Raw genomic sequence first — 15,216 nt, forward strand, 5'->3', positions numbered from 1 at the left:
CTCTGCCCGGGGCTCAACCCGCATTCGGCGAAGTGACAGGCAGAAAACGGCCAAGAACGGACGTTCGAGCATTACTATAACCTCTGGAGTTTATTCGCTTAGCCGGTACGTTCCGGTTTCGATCTTCACCATCAATTTCTGTGCGCAGAGGCTATTAATCGTGCTGCGCGCGAGAATCTCGATGGAAACGTTCAGTTCGCGGGCTACCAGTACTTCTTGCAGCCAATGCACTACTTGGGATTTTGTGGCGACTGCAGCCTCGTTGCGCATCCGGAATTCGACGATCGTGGTGGCGAGGAATAGGACTGGGAATTCAATAATTCCATACACACTGTCATTAGAACGCGGAAACTGGAAATTGCCGATCAGTACCGCCACGTTAATCAAAGACTGCCATCGTAAATTTGACTGTTTGTCTCCCATTTGAGATGCCTGCAGGACGATCTCAGAGACAACGAGCTGGTCCAATGGGGCGGCGGGGCAACTAAGACACATGCCGTACATGTTATGTGGTGTCATCGTTACGCATTCTTTGCAGTGCTTGAGAGATCCCTCCGTCAACTCATTACGCACAGAGTCAATGCCATTGATAGGAAGGCCTGTCGTTAGTGAGACCCACCAGCCCCAAAGCTGAACACCGCGACTGCTCCACTTAGCGCCGCCTTGATATACCCATCGTTTCCATTGGCTTGCATAAGCGAATGCTTCGCCAAAGACCTCGTGTCTTCCAACAGTACCTGCGTATTTCTCCATCCTGTTGACGATAAATCGTGGTGCCAAAACACGGGAGTCCTTCTCCAGCACTGACGTGCGATCTATCTTTTCCAAGCCTTTACGTAGGAAATCTGACTTTACGCTTTTCTGACCCACGAGCAGTTCGACAGGCACGATGATATAAGCTCGAGTGGTAGCCCGCCCTAGAGCGCAAGCCAATGTGACGTCGTCCATTTCGAACCCCGCGATAACGATGACGATTGCCGTCTCCATGCCGCGATACGCCGAGATCGTTGAGCGTGGAACATCGATACCTTCAAGCGACGAGGAGAACTGGCTTGGGACAATCAAGTCCTCCTTCATGACACCCGCTTTAAAAAGATCGGTCATCATGGTCTTGAGTGTCTTGGAGACATCCCAGGTAATGCTTCTGAAAAAGTCATCTACGGATACCGGACGAGGGCAGTTCACCTCATGTCGTGGTGGTAGTATCTCCATCATCGTCTGAGTGATGACTCCGGGATTTCGGTAGACCGTCGCCAGATAGAAGAATCGCTCGCCATAAGTTTCCTCCAGGAACTGATAAGAACAGCCCTTTTCGATACCGGGAAGTACCTGGAGCTCGTCAGCAAAAACGAACTTACGCGCGTTGGCGAAATGGTCGCGCAGTGCCAAGTGATCGGCCTCATTGAGCGCTTGGGCCTCATCAACGATTAACCCCGCGTACTGATTGTCCACTGTACCAAGCAAGGCTTGGTGGTGCTCGTCATAGTTGAGCTCGCCGTTGCTACTTTTTTGATTACGAGTACCTAGGGATTCGCAGTAGGAGTGGAAGGTTTGAACCGTAACCGCCCGGCCGAGTTGGCTCAATTGAGAGGCCACCTTGTTCGTAATCTTACGGTTTTTTAAAAGAACGAGTACTTTGAGGCCCCGCGCAACAAGCTGCTCTGCAAGAGAACGTGCGATCAACGTCTTGCCACTACCCGAGAACCCAGCGATCAGTCTGAGATCAGAATTGACGCACGACGCTACTTGATTTGCCTGTTTCTTGTCTAATTGAAGCCACAACTGGCCGTCCGCAACGATTTTGCGGCCAAGAGCCCCTTCTTGCATCTCCTGCGGCCAGACTAAATCGAGGAATTGTTCAATTTCATGGCTGAAGTTGTCTTGGCTGCCATAGTTCAGTGCGGACTTCCAGTGCACCATTAACTGCATGATGCGCGCGGGCATATCCTGACGATGCTTGCGCAAGATTAGAATGCCGTCGGGCAGTTGCCGATCGAACGGCACATACGCACTGGCGATCTTCGAGCGCTCAAGATCGAAGTCTGGGAAGTGTACTGCGTATCCTACAGGGCACTTCATTTGCCACGACTGCAACATCCCTACTAGGACGAAAGCATTGTCCTTGACCTGATTCAGGGGATCGATTTCGTATTTGTCACGCTCGTGAATGAATCGAACCCCTGAGGGCTGATACGTCCCCGACTTCGTCTCAATACAAAGCATGCCAAGATCTGCATGCAGGATCACAAAGTCCACCTCGCCGGACAGGTGCTTCCTGTCCAATGAGACTTTCAGGTATTCCTGCAACTGCTGCGAGTACACTCGCTTGGTCCTGCCACGCAGCCAAGGTAGCGAGTGAATGACGACGAACCCATCGTCAAGTGCCGCTAGCTCTTGAAAGAGGGTGAATTCGCCTTCGCTGCGGAATTCCGCATGGTCTAGTGCTGGAAAAAATCTGGCCATGGATGAGGGAAATACTAAGTCCGTTTAAAGTTTTCAGTATGTTATCGGCTTGTGGGCATAGTAGGTTCAAACACCTCTTCGCAGAGCTGAGGCGAATAACTGCGTTTCAGAGAGCTTGGATTTGCAAACATAAAGGCTCCAGACTCGCTTCGGCTACAGTTTAGTTGTTTGGAGCCTGAAGTAGTGGGAGGCTTCGATTATTCTGGCTAAGGGGGCCGTGTTTGCTCAACCTAGAGGACCTCAGGTGACGTGCTCGCGTTTGACCGATAGCGTTGCAACCAGGAGCTGCTGTCGACATATGCCTGTGGGGCTTGACTGACATGAGCGCCTGCTTCTGCCCGAAAGCTGCCCGTTGACCAAAGTCAATGCAATCAACGCGCTCTGCTTCGAGTGATTCGATTCGCCCAAGCGTAGTAGTGTCGCCAGGGCAGGGATGCGCCAATAACCGGAAAAATGTGGAAACGATCCACAAAAAGAGGAGCAAGATTCCCGAATCCCAGAAACGACAAAGCCCTGAATAATCAGGGCTTTGTCGTATCAAATATGGCGGAGGCGATGGGATTCGAACTCATGGACCTGTTACAGTCGACGGTTTTCAAGACCGTTGCCTTAAACCACTCGGCCACACCTCCGTTGCGTTGCGGGCGCCATAATACCTGAATGAAACACACTGTCAAACTCTCTGCATGGCTTGTTACAGAGCGTCTGTTATGATCTTTGCGACTGAACGTTTCAAACCAACAGGAGTGTCGCCATGCGCGAACAGGATTACGCAGTTAATAACAGCGTGCAGGCTGAGCAGCTAGAGGTTAGCCGCGTCCTGCGCAACACTTACGGCCTACTGGCTCTGACCCTCGCATTCAGCGGCGTCATGGCTTTCGTTGCCCAGCAGATGCGTGTTGGCTACCCGAACATTTTCGTGGTGCTGATCGGCTTCTACGGGCTGTTCTTCCTCACCAACAAACTCCGTGATTCCGCGTGGGGCCTGGTGTCCGCTTTTGCGTTGACCGGTTTCATGGGTTTCCTGCTCGGCCCGATCCTCAACCGTTACCTGGGTATGCAGGGCGGCGCTGAAGTGGTCAGCTCGGCGTTCGCGATGACTGCGCTAGTGTTTGGTGGTCTGTCGGCCTACGTGCTGATTACCCGCAAGGACATGAGCTTCCTCGGTGGTTTCATCACCGCTGGTTTCTTCGTGTTGCTGGGTGCAACGCTGGCGAGCTTCTTCTTCCAGGTCAGCGGCCTGCAACTGGCGATCAGCGCAGGTTTCGTGCTGTTCTCGTCGGTGTGCATCCTGTTCCAGACCAGCGCCATCATCCACGGCGGCGAGCGTAACTACATCATGGCGACCATCAGCCTGTATGTATCGATCTACAACCTGTTCATCAGCTTGTTGCAGATCTTCGGCATCATGAGCCGCGACGACTGATCATTAGTCGTTTCAACAAAAAACCCGCTTCGGCGGGTTTTTTGTTGCTCGCCGAAAAGCGTAGTGGCCTTTTACCTACAAAATGACCTGAAAATAGTGGCGTCTTTTTGGAAATCACCTACACCTAATTACCAAGGAAGAGCAGTAGCCTGATCGACAGGAGTCGGTAACCAGCACCCCTCGTGTAATTCCTGCGTCCCTCGCATTCACTTCCCTTGCTGTTGATCGCCAGGCCTTTTGGTCGAGAGCGACTGTATTCGTTCGTCCAGTGAAAGCCGGGAGGTGAACCACGCCAAATGCCATGCACCGTGACCGTATCCCGGCGAACGACCGGGGCCCTGATACCAGAAAAAAATAATGGAGGCCCTGCCATTGCAGGCGTTGTCCCAATCAAGGAGATCATCGATGAACCAGCCCCAAGGAAAACTGGCTGTACTGGCCGTCACCACCGCGCTGTTCAGCGCGTCAACCCTCGCCGGCGTCTATCCTGACTTCGGCTATCAACCACCTTCCAGCCAATACTCTGGTCCACTGTTCGAGTTGAGCCAGAATTACCCGGCCACAGCGCCGAAAGTACCGCTCCCCGGTTTTTTCAAGAATCTACCGACCAAGCCAGATAACAATTTTGAGACTTGGCGTGCGTACATGGAGGAAGTCAAAACCTATTGCCTTGATGGCAACGTCGAGGCTGATTGGTACGTGCAGAACAATAAAAAACGTCAGTGGTATCACATGCCGTGGCAGCACTATGGCCCGCTGGGACGCGAAGGGATTCACGGCCTGACCAAAGAGGCGCAGATCCAGGTCAAGCAACTCGCCGCCACGCAGACCGCCACCGGCCAGACTTACGCGGTGGGCATCTATAACGACATCGGTGCGTATACCATCGGAGAGGTCTGGAAAGACCCGAACAACCCTGATCCGAAATACACATCGGCGCCCAACAGCTTCCCCGACGGCACCGTAGTCTGCAAAGCCCTGTTCGCCGATATCGATCGCAGCACCGTGCCGTTCCTGGTGAACCCGGTGTTGTGGAAGGGCTACGTCACCGAAACGTTCACGTCGGCCAATCGCAAGGTCAAAGATGTCGCATTGATCCAGATGGACATCGCCGTGCGCGATAAGCGCATGAGCGCCACTGGCTGGATCTTCGGCACCTTTCAGTACAACGGCGCGAAAACCGGCAAGCCGGGCTGGGACAACCTCGTCCCGGTAGGGATCATGTGGGGTAACGATCCGGAAGAAATCGGCAACGACTTCACCAACCCGCAACCGACGCAGACCAAGATCAACCCCGCGTTGCAACAGACCGCGATCAACGCCAAGACCCAGGAGTTGCCGCCCACCCATCTGGGCTGGAACGGTCGCCTCAATGGCCCGGTGGACAACCCCAACAGTTCCTGCCTGAGCTGCCATGCGACCGCCGAAACGCCGCAAGTGGCGATCATGAATCCAACGTTCCAGGCCAATGCGCCGAAGCCGGGTTCGCCTGAATGGATGAAGTGGTTCCAAAACATTCCGGCCGGCCATGCTTTCACGCCGGGCACTCAAAGCACTGACTACAGCCTGCAGTTGTCCGGCGGCCTGGTGAATTACTTCGAGTGGAAATGCGACATGAGCGGCATCTACGCCGACGGCAAGAACGCGTGCAGCAAAGCGTCGGACATGAAACTGAAAATGCTCAATTCCACCAACAACGCCACGCCGCAGCCGTTGCAGAAAGTCATTCGTGACCCGAGCCTGCAGCAACTGCTGGAGTAAGAAGCGCAAAGCCTGCGCACGTTTCGGCGTGCGCAGGCTTTTTCAGTTGATCACGATGCTGCCGTCAGTCTGCTGTTTGTAAATGGTGTAAGGCAACAACAACGTGTCGAGCACCCCGGACGCCACAGCATCAATCGCCCAGCCGGGCAGGGCGGCGTTGTATTTGTTACCCTCGTCTATCGGCGCATGCAGACTGCAGAAGTCATACATCACGCCGCTGTAGATTCTCGGCACCGCCCCGCAATAGGATTTGTTCGATCTCAAATCGTCCACGGCGACCTGGTCGTCGCGCATGACCGTTTGCACTGTCCCGCAACCACTCAACACTAATGCGCTTAGCATCATTGCCTGAACTTTCATACCGCCAATCCTTCGTCGGAAAAACCTCAATCTACGTCAAACGTGTTGAAAAAGCACTTAGGCCATCGGTGGCAAACGGCGCTTGACCGGCGTCTTCTTGACGATCGCAGTATTGGTTTCCGCAAGGGTATTGAGGCGGTCGAGCAGGGTGTCCAGTTGTTCCATCGAGCGCACATGCAGGCGAGCGATGAAGCAGTCCTCGCCGGTGACCTTGTCGCACTCGGTGAACTCGGGAATCGCCAGAATCTGCCGCTCCACCTCCTGCAGTTGTCCCGGCAGCGGCCGAACCCGGACGATAGCCTGCAACTGATAGCCGAAACACTTCGGATCGATCTCCACGGTGTAGCCCCTGAGCACGCCGCGTTCCTCCAGCCGGCGCAAGCGTTCGGCCACACTCGGCGACGACAAGCCGCTGATCTGCGCCAGCGCCTTGAGCGAACGCCGCGAATCCTCCATCAATGCGCCGATGAGGATCTGATCAATGTCATCAGTCATAAAAACTCCAGTATTAGGCGATTGATGAAAACCACCCGCGATAAAAAAGGCAGATTACGAGTTTAGCCTGCTTTTTGCTCTGGAGCGCCGCCGGGACGCCTTGGCATACTTTGTTCAATTGTTGAGGAGATTGATGATGGACAAGACCCTGCGGCGCGGCTCATTCGAAATGACCGCCGCCATGCTGATATCCGGGACGATCGGCTGGTTCGTGCTGGTCTCCGGGCAACCGGTGCTCGACGTGGTGTTCTGGCGCTGCGTGTTCGGCGCCGGCACCTTGTTGTTGATCTGCGCGGTATTCGGCTTCCTGCGCCCGGGCATTCTGACTCGAACCACCTTCCTGCTTGCAGTGCTCAGCGGGATGGCGATTGTCGGTAACTGGGTGTTGTTGTTTGCCTCCTATTCAAGGGCTTCGATTGCCATCGGCACGGCGGTGTACAACGTGCAGCCGTTCATGCTGGTCGGTTTGGCGGCGCTGTTTCTTGGCGAGAAAATCACCTTGCAAAAGCTGTTCTGGCTGGCGATTTCGTTCATGGGCATGTTGGCGATTGTCAGTGCCCATGGCACGCAGGGCGGCAGCGGTAACGACTATCTGCTGGGCATTGCACTGGCTTTGGGCGCGGCGTTTCTCTATGCGATTGCCGCGTTGATCATCAAGCGCCTGACCGGCACGCCACCGCATCTGATTGCGCTGATTCAAGTCTGCACCGGGGGGCTGTTGCTGGCGCCATTTGCGCATTTCAGCGCGTTGCCGCATGAGCCGAGTGCCTGGGCCAGCCTGGTCACATTGGGCATCGTCCACACCGGTCTGATGTATGTGCTGCTGTACGGCGCGATACAGAAATTGCCGACCGCATTAACCGGTGCACTGTCGTTCATCTACCCGATCGCGGCGATCTTCGTCGATTGGTTTGCGTTCGGCCATCGTCTGGAAATCCTGCAATGGCTCGGCGTGGCCGCGATTCTGTTGGCCGCCGCCGGTATGCAACAAGGCTGGGGCCTGAAGTCCCGGCGGCTGGCTGCGCAGTAACCCTCAGATGTTCCAGCGCGGTGCACTCTTTGCCAGGCGCTGGCGCATCTCGGCAACGTTCGCCGCCAGTTGCCGGGTCAACAAACGATAGCCATCCAGCGCGCTGTAAACCGGCGCATCGAGGTTGGCTTCCGGCAACTCCAGCGGCTTGTCCAGGCGTTGCGAAGCGCCGGTTTTCAGCGCCCGGGCCATGCCGATCAGTTGCACGCGAATCTGCCGGTGCTCGGCCTTCAGCGCTGATTGCAGATGCGCCATGGCTTCTGGGTCGTTGGCATCCGGTCGCGTGTTGCCAAGGATCTCCAGCGTGCTGATGCACATGCGCAAGTTGCGCTGGATCGCATCGAGTTCGGTCATGGACACCTTCACTTCCTTGGACACCGACGGCATCAGCGAGCGTAATTGCACCATCACCGCGCCGAGTCGCCCCATCAATTTCAAATGCTCATCGGCGCTGACGGGTTGGCCGCTGATGATTCGCCCATACACGGTGGCGCAGTCGCGCAGGGCATCGGCGAGGTTGTAGCGCCACGAATACACCGCGTAGAGCGGCAGGGCAAAAGAGAAGGCCAGGGCGAGGGCGATGCCGATCAGAATGTCGACGCCGCGCCACAAGCCGTCGGTGATCGGATTGTCGCCATGCCCGGCGACAATGAACACGGTAATCGCTGAGAGCAGGGCGGTATAACCCCCTTTGCCAATCGCGTGGTAAGAGAAGAAACCGCAGACCACCGCCATCGCAAAATACGTCAGCCACGGCATGCCGAGCCACGCCTGCTGCGCCACCAGCAACAAACCGACACCGGCGCCGATCAAGGTGCCGGTGGCGCGTTCGGCGGCTTTTTTGCCGATGTTGCCGTGGTGCTGTAAACCGCCGATCACCACCAGCATGGTCACCGAGGCCCATTCACCGTGGGGCAGATTGATGCCGGTGGTCAGCAGGATTGTCGCCAGCAAGCCGAGGGCAACGCGCACCGCATGGATCAGCCGCGCGTGCCGGTAACGTCGATAAGGATCAAGCAACGGACGCAGGACACGGCGCAGCAAGGGCGGAAGTCGATGGGTGCTGTAAGTACTCAGTGCGGGCCTCTCGTGATTGGACTTCAGGTCAATGGAAAGGAAAAATGTAATTCATCCATGCTGCCATACGCAGGAGGATTTTGCGCATCGTGCCAATGTGATGGAAGTGCTGACTGTACAACGCGGCCTGCCCGTAAGCACCGCCCGGCATCAGCTTGCTGTACTGGGCGAAGGCCGGATCGGTGATTTCGATGATCACTGGCACACGCCCGGCCGGCGGCGAGCCGGTGTAGCCGATCAGGGTGCCGGAAGGTTGTACCTGACCTTCGGCAATCACCCCGATGACGTTTTTCACCCGGCCGGCGAAAACCTTGCCGGGAATGCCATCGAACGCGACTTCTGCTTCATCGCCGACGGTCAGGCGCAACAGGCTGTTCTGGCGCATCCACGCGGCAAAGTATTGGCCCTCTTCTGGAATGAACACCATCGATGGACGCAGCGGCAACTTGCTCGCCATCATCCCCGGCCGTAACGAGACATGGGTAACGAACCCTTTGCTCGGTGCGCGGACGGTGGTGTTGTCCAGCTCGAACTGGGCGTTGTCCAGCTGCGCCTGCAGATCATCGGTGCGGGAGATGGCCGCATCCAATTCACGCTGGGTGCCGAAGTTGCGCCGGATCAGTTCAGTGATCCGGTAGCGATCGCCTTTGGCTGCGATCAATTGCGCCTTGAGGGATTTCACCCGGTTGGCAAACGGCGTGGGGTCGATGCGAAACAGCACGTCGCCTTTTTCCAGCGGCTCGTTACCCTTCACCGGCACGTCGATCACCTGGCCGCTGACGATGGGGATGACCGGCACGGAAACGAAGTAAGTGCGCGCCACCTCAGAGTAGGGATGGTTGTAGTTCATGGTGAAAATCAAGGCGCCGATCATCAGGATGCCGCCCAGTACGGCGGTGGGCACCGTCCATTTGTTCAGCGGGATACGGAAGATCTTGAACACTGCGACGCAAATCGCGGCGTAAGTCAGGATAAGGAGCAGATCCATGGTGTTCAGCCCTCCCGGTTGTTGGGAGCAGTGGCATTCAGCGCTTCGAGTCGTTCGAGGCGTCCTTGCAGTTCGACCACCTGTTGCTCCAGGCGAACGACATGGTTTTGCACGGATTTACCGTCACCGAAGCCCCAGCCGCGATCTTCTCGATAGGCCATCGCCCAGATCCAAAGGAAGGGCCAAAGCGCATGCAGCGTGAACAGACTGACCCAGCCAGTGGCATGGATCGCATCCTGATGCGGGTGGTTACGATGAACGGCAATCTCATAGGGGATGTCGTGCAACACGATGATCCCGTAAAACAGTACGAGCCCGGCAAACACCAAAACCCCTAGCGCAAAGTAATCCAGCATGGTCAAGCTCCCGGCATCCAGCACAGTGCTGGCATCAGTGTAGCCACTGATTTACCGGGCGCTTGGCGACTTTGGATCAGAAGCGGTTGCCGTCGCCTTTTTGCTTATTCACGATCCGCGTGACAGTTGATCAAAAGATGTAGTCGGTGGTCAGGAAGCTCGAATCACGCCCGCGAATGATCTCGCTGATCAGATCCTTGTTGCTGTCCTGGAACTTGGTCGCCACCAGCGTACGGATCGAGAACACCCGCAACGCATCGTGTACCGAGAGCGTACCTTCCGCCGAATTCTTGCGGCCATTGAACGGGTAAGTGTCCGGCCCGCGCTGGCATTGCGCGTTGAGGTTGATCCGCCCGACCTGGTTGGCGAAGGTGTCAACCAGACGACCGACCGCCACCGGGTTGGTGCCGAAGATGCTCAACTGCTGGCCGAAGTCCGACTCCAGCACGTAGTCGATCACGGTATCGAGATGGCGGTACGGCACAATCGGCACCACCGGGCCGAACTGTTCTTCCTGATAGACGCGCATCTGCGGATTCACCGGATACAGCACTGCCGGGTAGAAGAACGACTCGCGGGATTCGCCGCCGTTGGGGTTGACCACTTCGGCACCCTTGGCGCGTGCGTCGGCCACCAAACCATGCAGATAATCGACCTTGCCCGACTCCGGCAGCGGCGTCAGCGACACGCCGCTGTCCCATGGCATGCCCGGTTTCAGAGTGGCCAGTTTGGCGTTGAATTTTTCGATGAAGCTATCGACCACATCCTCGTGCACGAAGAGGATTTTCAGCGCGGTGCAGCGCTGACCGTTGAACGACAGTGAACCGGTGACCGCTTCGCTGACGGCGTTGTCGAGATCGACTTCCGGCAGGACGATGCCCGGGTTCTTCGCATCCAGACCCAGCGCGGCGCGCAAACGGTGTGGTTTTGGGTGGAGTTTTTTCAGGTCGCTGGCGGCTTTGTTGGTGCCGATGAAGGCGAAGATGTCGATCTTGCCGCTGGCCATCAGCGCGCTGACGGTTTCGCGGCCACTGCCGTAAATCACGTTGATGACGCCGGTGGGAAAGCTGTCGCGGAAGGCTTCGAGCAACGGGCGGATCAGCAACACGCCGAGCTTGGCCGGTTTGAACACCACGGTGTTGCCCATGATCAGCGCCGGGATCAGCGTGGTGAAGGTTTCGTTCAGCGGATAGTTGTAAGGGCCCATGCACAGGGCGACGCCGAGCGGCACGCGGCGAATCTGCCCTAGGGTGTCCTGTTCCAGCTCGAAACGGCTGGAGCGGCGGTCGAGTTCCTTGAGCGCATTGATGGTGTCGACGATGTAGTCGCAGGTGCGGTCGAACTCTTTTTCCGAGTCCTTGAGGTTCTTGCCGATTTCCCACATCAGCAGCTTCACCACTGCGTCACGTTGCTGACGCATGCGGCCGAGGAAGGCTTCGACGTGCTGGATGCGTTCGGCCACGCGCATGGTCGGCCACAGGCCCTGGCCCCGGTCGTAGGCGCGCACGGCAGCGTCGAGGGCGGTGAGCGCGGTGTCGGCGTCCAGCAGCGGCGTGCTGCCGAGGATGACTTGTTCGTCGCCGTTATCGCCCTTGAGATAAACCGGACTGCGCACCGTGGCGAGCGGGCCGTCCCAGCGGCGCAACTGGCCGTCGACCAGGTATTCGCGTTGCTCGACCTGAGCGTCGAGGCGGTATTTTTCCGGGATGTCGCTGACAGAAGGGAACAGGTTGCCAAGGATGTTTGCTGTGGTCATGTCGCTACCCCGTGTTGATGTCCGTATGCAGATCAAAAAGCCTTCACAGGTTATACGCCTGAATGCGCCGGAATTTAAACCCGCAAATGTCACCCGAATGTCACGCAAAGGCGCAAAACAGAGCGGGCTGGCAACACCGCGAACTCTGTGGGAGCTGGCTTGCCAGCGATGTGGCCGGTACTTTCAACATCTTCATTGCCTGACACACCGCTATCGCTGGCAAGCCAGCTCCCACAGGGTTTTGTGTCTATAGCCGATCCCGAGGCGAGTCCTGGCTGGCCCCGTTTGCCCCCCTCACTGTCCTGCAATGCCCTCAACCCGCTGCAGCCGCTGCCTTAAGGTGTGGGCATAACAACAAGCGAGACTTCTATGCGGTCAATCCGACTCACTCTGCTGCTGGCGTTGGCCATGGCGTTGTCTGGCTGCGGCGAAGACCCCAAACCCCCGGTCACCATCCCCAACAACGCCATGCCCAACGACCCGGCACTGGCGCAGATCTACGCCAACAGCTGCCAGCTCTGCCACGCCAATCCCGCCGCCAACGCACCGCTCACCGGTGATCACAAAGCCTGGGAACCGCGCATCCAGCAAGGCACCGACACGCTGCTCGACCACGCCATCAACGGCTATAACGGCATGCCGCCGATGGGCCAGTGCGTCGAATGTTCGGAAGAACAATTCCTGCAACTGATCGGCTTCATGGCCGACCAGCCGCTCCCACAATAAGGTGCCCGGCATGACGATGGATCTGACACGGCGTCAGTTGTTGCAACGGGCAAGCATCGTCGGCGCGTTCAGTGCGTTGGCGAGTCATCCGGCGTTGGGTCAATTGCTGCGCGCGCCACGCTTGATTCCCTGGCGCAACTGGTCGGGCGGGCAGAGTTGCTTGCCGGCGGCGCGACTGGCGCCGAAGAATCTCGATGAACTGACAGCCGTCATCAAACAAGCACAGGGCAAGATTCGCCCGGTCGGCTCGGCGCATTCCTTCAGCGCGCTGGTGCCCACCGACGGCACGCTGTTGTCGCTGAGCTATTTCAGCGGTCTGCTCGATCACGATGCGAAAACCCTGCAAGCCGAATTCGCCGCCGGCACGCCCATGTCGCGCATGGGCCAGCCACTGAAAGACATCGGCCAGGCCCTGCAGAACATGGCCGATATCGATTACCAGACCCTGGCCGGGGCCATTGCCACCTCGACCCACGGCACAGGGAAAAACTTCCAATCCTACTCGGCCCACGTCTGCGGACTGCAATTGGTCACGGCCAATGGCGAGGTGCTCGACTGCGATAGCCAACGCCACCCCGAAGTATTCAACGCCGCCCGCGTCTCCCTCGGTGCGCTCGGTGTCGCCACTAAAATCCGTCTGCAAAACCGCCAGGCATACCGCCTACGCGAACGCCAGTGGATCGCCAAGACCGAGGAACTGCTCGAAGACCTCGACAAGAACACCCGTGAAAACCAGCACTGGGAAATGCTCGTCGTCACGCATTCCGACTACGCCTTGTCCATCGCCCTCAACGAAACCGACGACCCGGCGACGCCGCCGATCAGCCCGGAAGAAGAGGGCGGCAACGAGTTCGTCACCCTGATCGAGAAGATCGACAAATACGGCAGCGACTTTCCCGACCTGCGCCGCACGCTGCTCAACAGCCTGCGCCATCTGGCCAGTTTCGATGACCGCGTCGGCGACTCCTTCGACATCTACGCCAATGTGCGCACAGTGCGGTTCAACGAAATGGAGTATTCAGTGCCTGCCGAACACGGACCGGCCTGCCTGCGCGAAATCCTCAAGCTGATTCAGGATAAGGACCTGCGCACTTGGTTTCCCATCGAGTACCGCTACGTCAAGGCTGACGACATTCCGCTGAGTATGTTCGAGGGCCGCGACAGCTGTTCGATCTCGGTACACCAGCATTATCAGATGGATCATCACAACTTCTTCGCGGCGGTCGAGCCGATCTTCTGGAAGTACAACGGCCGGCCGCATTGGGGCAAGTTGCACTCGCTCAACGCGAAGAACCTGCAACCGCTGTATCCGCGCTGGCGTGAATTTGTCGACGTGCGTCAGGCGCTGGATCCGAGTGGACGGTTTCTCAATGCGCATCTGGCGTCGATATTGGGGGTGAGCTGATGGCGGTCAATCGGCGCAATTTTCTGCTCGGCACGTTGGGTGGCGGTGCTTTGTTGGTCGGCGTTGGCGCGTGGCTGCGGCCGGGCGATCGCGGAGCGCCGTACAGCGAATACTTCCGGGCGCTGAACAAGGAATTGAAGGAAAAGGGGCCTATGCGCCCGGTGCTGCTGATCGATCTGGATCGCCTCGATCACAACATTGATGTGGTGATGCAGTCGATCAAACGCGGCGGCAAACACCTGCGGCTGGTGGAAAAGTCGCTGCCGTCACCGGGACTGTTGAGCTACATCGGGCAACGGGCCGGAACACAAAAGCTGATGTCGTTCCATCAGCCGTTCCTCAATCACGATGCACAGGTGTTTCCGCAGTCCGACATTTTGCTCGGCAAGCCATTGCCGGTACGCTCGGCCGAGCTGTTTTATCAATCCCACAAAGGCTCTTTCGATCCGGCGAAGCAATTGCAATGGCTGCTCGACGGGCCAGAGCGATTGCAGCAATACCTCGCGCTGGCGCAGGGTTTGGGCACACGGATGCGCATCAACATCGAGCTGGATGTCGGCCTGCATCGTGGCGGGGTCAGTGATGTGAATGTCCTTGGGCAGATGCTCACGCTGATCAGCGCCAACCCGCAGCATCTGGAATTCGTCGGGTTCATGGGCTATGACCCGTTTGTGGGCATGGGTGTACCGGGAATACTCGGCTCACCGGAGGAATTGTTCGCCAAGGTCATGGTGATTTATCAGCGTTGCGTCGATTTCACCCGGCAGCAGTTCCCGGCGTTGTGGCACGACGGTTTGTGCCTGAATACCGCCGGCAGCCCGAGTTATCGCATTCACGAAAACGAGAAACTGAGTACCGAGGTTTCCGTGGGCACGGCGATGCTCAAACCGACGCACTATGATTTGCCGTCGCTGACCGAGCATGTGCCCGCGACTTACATCGCCACGCCAGTCTTGAAAAGCACAGGCGCGGTGAATATTCCGGCACTGGATGACAAGTCGAAGCTGTTGTCGTGGTGGGATCAGAATCAGCGCCAGACCTATTTCATCTACGGCGGTAACTGGATGGCCGAGTTCGAATCGCCCCAGGGTTTACAGAGCAACAGCGTCTACGGACGCAGCTCAAATCAAGAGATGGTCAATGGCTCCAACGCCGTGGGGCTGACCATCGAAGATCAAGTCTTCCTGCGCCCGACCCAGACCGAGGCCGTTCTGCTGCAATTCGGCGACCTGCTCGCCGTGCGCGGCGGCAAAATCGTCGACACCTGGCCGGTCTACACCTGACCCCAAATCACCCAAACACTGCAAAACCCTGTGGGAGCTGGCTTGCCAGCGATGGCGTCATGTCAGCAACCCTTTACTTCGCTGACAGAC

Annotated in this window: 13 protein-coding genes and 1 tRNA gene; 6 read left to right on the top strand and 8 right to left on the bottom strand. The window is 57.4% G+C overall.

All coding sequences use genetic code 11. The features are described 5' to 3' along the window. Positions 1-90: 90 nt before the first annotated feature. Positions 91-2,463, bottom strand: coding sequence for an NERD domain-containing protein/DEAD/DEAH box helicase (locus CKW14_RS28075; RefSeq protein WP_095126566.1), 2,373 nt, complete (start codon positions 2,461-2,463; stop codon positions 91-93). Between the two features lie 544 nt (positions 2,464-3,007). After that, positions 3,008-3,095, bottom strand: a tRNA-Ser gene (locus CKW14_RS28080). A 122-nt stretch (positions 3,096-3,217) separates the two neighbouring features. Between CKW14_RS28080 and CKW14_RS28085 the strand changes: the two genes are divergently transcribed. Further along, positions 3,218-3,889 carry a Bax inhibitor-1/YccA family protein gene (locus CKW14_RS28085; protein ID WP_007915443.1) on the top strand — a complete coding sequence of 224 codons (672 nt, stop codon included), beginning with the start codon at positions 3,218-3,220 and terminating at the stop codon, positions 3,887-3,889. Positions 3,890-4,294: 405 nt separating this feature from the next. After that, positions 4,295-5,650 (top strand): hypothetical protein, encoded by a 1,356-nt coding sequence (locus tag CKW14_RS28090; RefSeq protein WP_095126567.1) that lies wholly within the window; start codon positions 4,295-4,297, stop codon positions 5,648-5,650. A gap of 42 nt (positions 5,651-5,692) precedes the next feature. Here the strand turns inward: CKW14_RS28090 and CKW14_RS28095 are convergent, their stop codons facing one another. After that, positions 5,693-6,010: a YceK/YidQ family lipoprotein gene (locus CKW14_RS28095; protein WP_095126568.1), complete on the bottom strand. Its 318-nt coding sequence runs from the start codon at positions 6,008-6,010 to the stop codon at positions 5,693-5,695. A 57-nt stretch (positions 6,011-6,067) separates the two neighbouring features. Next, positions 6,068-6,505, bottom strand: coding sequence for an Lrp/AsnC family transcriptional regulator (locus CKW14_RS28100; protein WP_095126569.1), 438 nt, complete (start codon positions 6,503-6,505; stop codon positions 6,068-6,070). 136 nt (positions 6,506-6,641) lie between these two features. On the opposite strand from CKW14_RS28100, the gene CKW14_RS28105 reads away from it, so the two are divergent. Continuing rightward, positions 6,642-7,535, top strand: coding sequence for a DMT family transporter (locus CKW14_RS28105; RefSeq protein ID WP_095126570.1), 894 nt, complete (start codon positions 6,642-6,644; stop codon positions 7,533-7,535). A gap of 3 nt (positions 7,536-7,538) precedes the next feature. Here the strand turns inward: CKW14_RS28105 and CKW14_RS28110 are convergent, their stop codons facing one another. The 4 genes from CKW14_RS28110 to CKW14_RS28125 all read right to left on the bottom strand — a co-directional run bounded on the left by CKW14_RS28110 (position 7,539) and on the right by CKW14_RS28125 (position 11,712). Further along, entirely contained in the window at positions 7,539-8,579 is a 1,041-nt protein-coding gene (locus tag CKW14_RS28110; RefSeq protein ID WP_176471352.1) for an FUSC family protein, read from the bottom strand. Positions 8,580-8,640: 61 nt separating this feature from the next. Then, the gene (locus tag CKW14_RS28115) at positions 8,641-9,600 is read right to left on the bottom strand and encodes an HlyD family secretion protein (RefSeq protein ID WP_095050690.1); all 960 of its coding nucleotides are present in this window, start codon (positions 9,598-9,600) and stop codon (positions 8,641-8,643) included. Between the two features lie 5 nt (positions 9,601-9,605). Further along, positions 9,606-9,956 carry a DUF3302 domain-containing protein gene (locus CKW14_RS28120; protein ID WP_095050691.1) on the bottom strand — a complete coding sequence of 117 codons (351 nt, stop codon included), beginning with the start codon at positions 9,954-9,956 and terminating at the stop codon, positions 9,606-9,608. 130 nt (positions 9,957-10,086) lie between these two features. Continuing rightward, positions 10,087-11,712 (bottom strand): NADP-dependent glyceraldehyde-3-phosphate dehydrogenase, encoded by a 1,626-nt coding sequence (locus CKW14_RS28125; protein ID WP_095050692.1) that lies wholly within the window; start codon positions 11,710-11,712, stop codon positions 10,087-10,089. A 369-nt stretch (positions 11,713-12,081) separates the two neighbouring features. Here CKW14_RS28125 and CKW14_RS28130 point away from each other — a divergent pair, with 369 nt between their 5' ends. From CKW14_RS28130 to CKW14_RS28140, 3 genes are all read left to right on the top strand, one after another. After that, positions 12,082-12,438 carry a cytochrome c5 family protein gene (locus CKW14_RS28130; RefSeq protein WP_095126571.1) on the top strand — a complete coding sequence of 119 codons (357 nt, stop codon included), beginning with the start codon at positions 12,082-12,084 and terminating at the stop codon, positions 12,436-12,438. 76 nt (positions 12,439-12,514) lie between these two features. After that, complete coding sequence (locus tag CKW14_RS28135) at positions 12,515-13,843, top strand: D-arabinono-1,4-lactone oxidase (RefSeq protein WP_176471353.1); 1,329 nt, start codon at positions 12,515-12,517, stop codon at positions 13,841-13,843. 74 nt (positions 13,844-13,917) lie between these two features. Further along, positions 13,918-15,126 (top strand): DSD1 family PLP-dependent enzyme, encoded by a 1,209-nt coding sequence (locus tag CKW14_RS28140; protein ID WP_176471354.1) that lies wholly within the window; start codon positions 13,918-13,920, stop codon positions 15,124-15,126. The last annotated feature ends 90 nt before the right edge of the window (positions 15,127-15,216 follow it).

The organism is Pseudomonas sp. Irchel s3a12 (assembly GCF_900187485.1).
GTDB lineage: Bacteria > Pseudomonadota > Gammaproteobacteria > Pseudomonadales > Pseudomonadaceae > Aquipseudomonas > Aquipseudomonas neuropathica.

What these genes read in the sequence shown, in the direction of transcription:
- CKW14_RS28095 (WP_095126568.1), bottom strand. Translation starts at nt 6,010, where the DNA reads ATGAAAGTTCAGGCAATGATGCTAAGCGCATTAGTGTTGAGTGGTTGC.
- CKW14_RS28120 (WP_095050691.1), bottom strand. Translation starts at nt 9,956, where the DNA reads ATGCTGGATTACTTTGCGCTAGGGGTTTTGGTGTTTGCCGGGCTCGTA.
- CKW14_RS28105 (WP_095126570.1), top strand. Translation starts at nt 6,642, where the DNA reads ATGGACAAGACCCTGCGGCGCGGCTCATTCGAAATGACCGCCGCCATG.
- CKW14_RS28125 (WP_095050692.1), bottom strand. Translation starts at nt 11,712, where the DNA reads ATGACCACAGCAAACATCCTTGGCAACCTGTTCCCTTCTGTCAGCGAC.
- CKW14_RS28075 (WP_095126566.1), bottom strand. Translation starts at nt 2,463, where the DNA reads ATGGCCAGATTTTTTCCAGCACTAGACCATGCGGAATTCCGCAGCGAA.
- CKW14_RS28085 (WP_007915443.1), top strand. Translation starts at nt 3,218, where the DNA reads ATGCGCGAACAGGATTACGCAGTTAATAACAGCGTGCAGGCTGAGCAG.
- CKW14_RS28090 (WP_095126567.1), top strand. Translation starts at nt 4,295, where the DNA reads ATGAACCAGCCCCAAGGAAAACTGGCTGTACTGGCCGTCACCACCGCG.
- CKW14_RS28130 (WP_095126571.1), top strand. Translation starts at nt 12,082, where the DNA reads ATGCGGTCAATCCGACTCACTCTGCTGCTGGCGTTGGCCATGGCGTTG.
- CKW14_RS28115 (WP_095050690.1), bottom strand. Translation starts at nt 9,600, where the DNA reads ATGGATCTGCTCCTTATCCTGACTTACGCCGCGATTTGCGTCGCAGTG.
- CKW14_RS28100 (WP_095126569.1), bottom strand. Translation starts at nt 6,505, where the DNA reads ATGACTGATGACATTGATCAGATCCTCATCGGCGCATTGATGGAGGAT.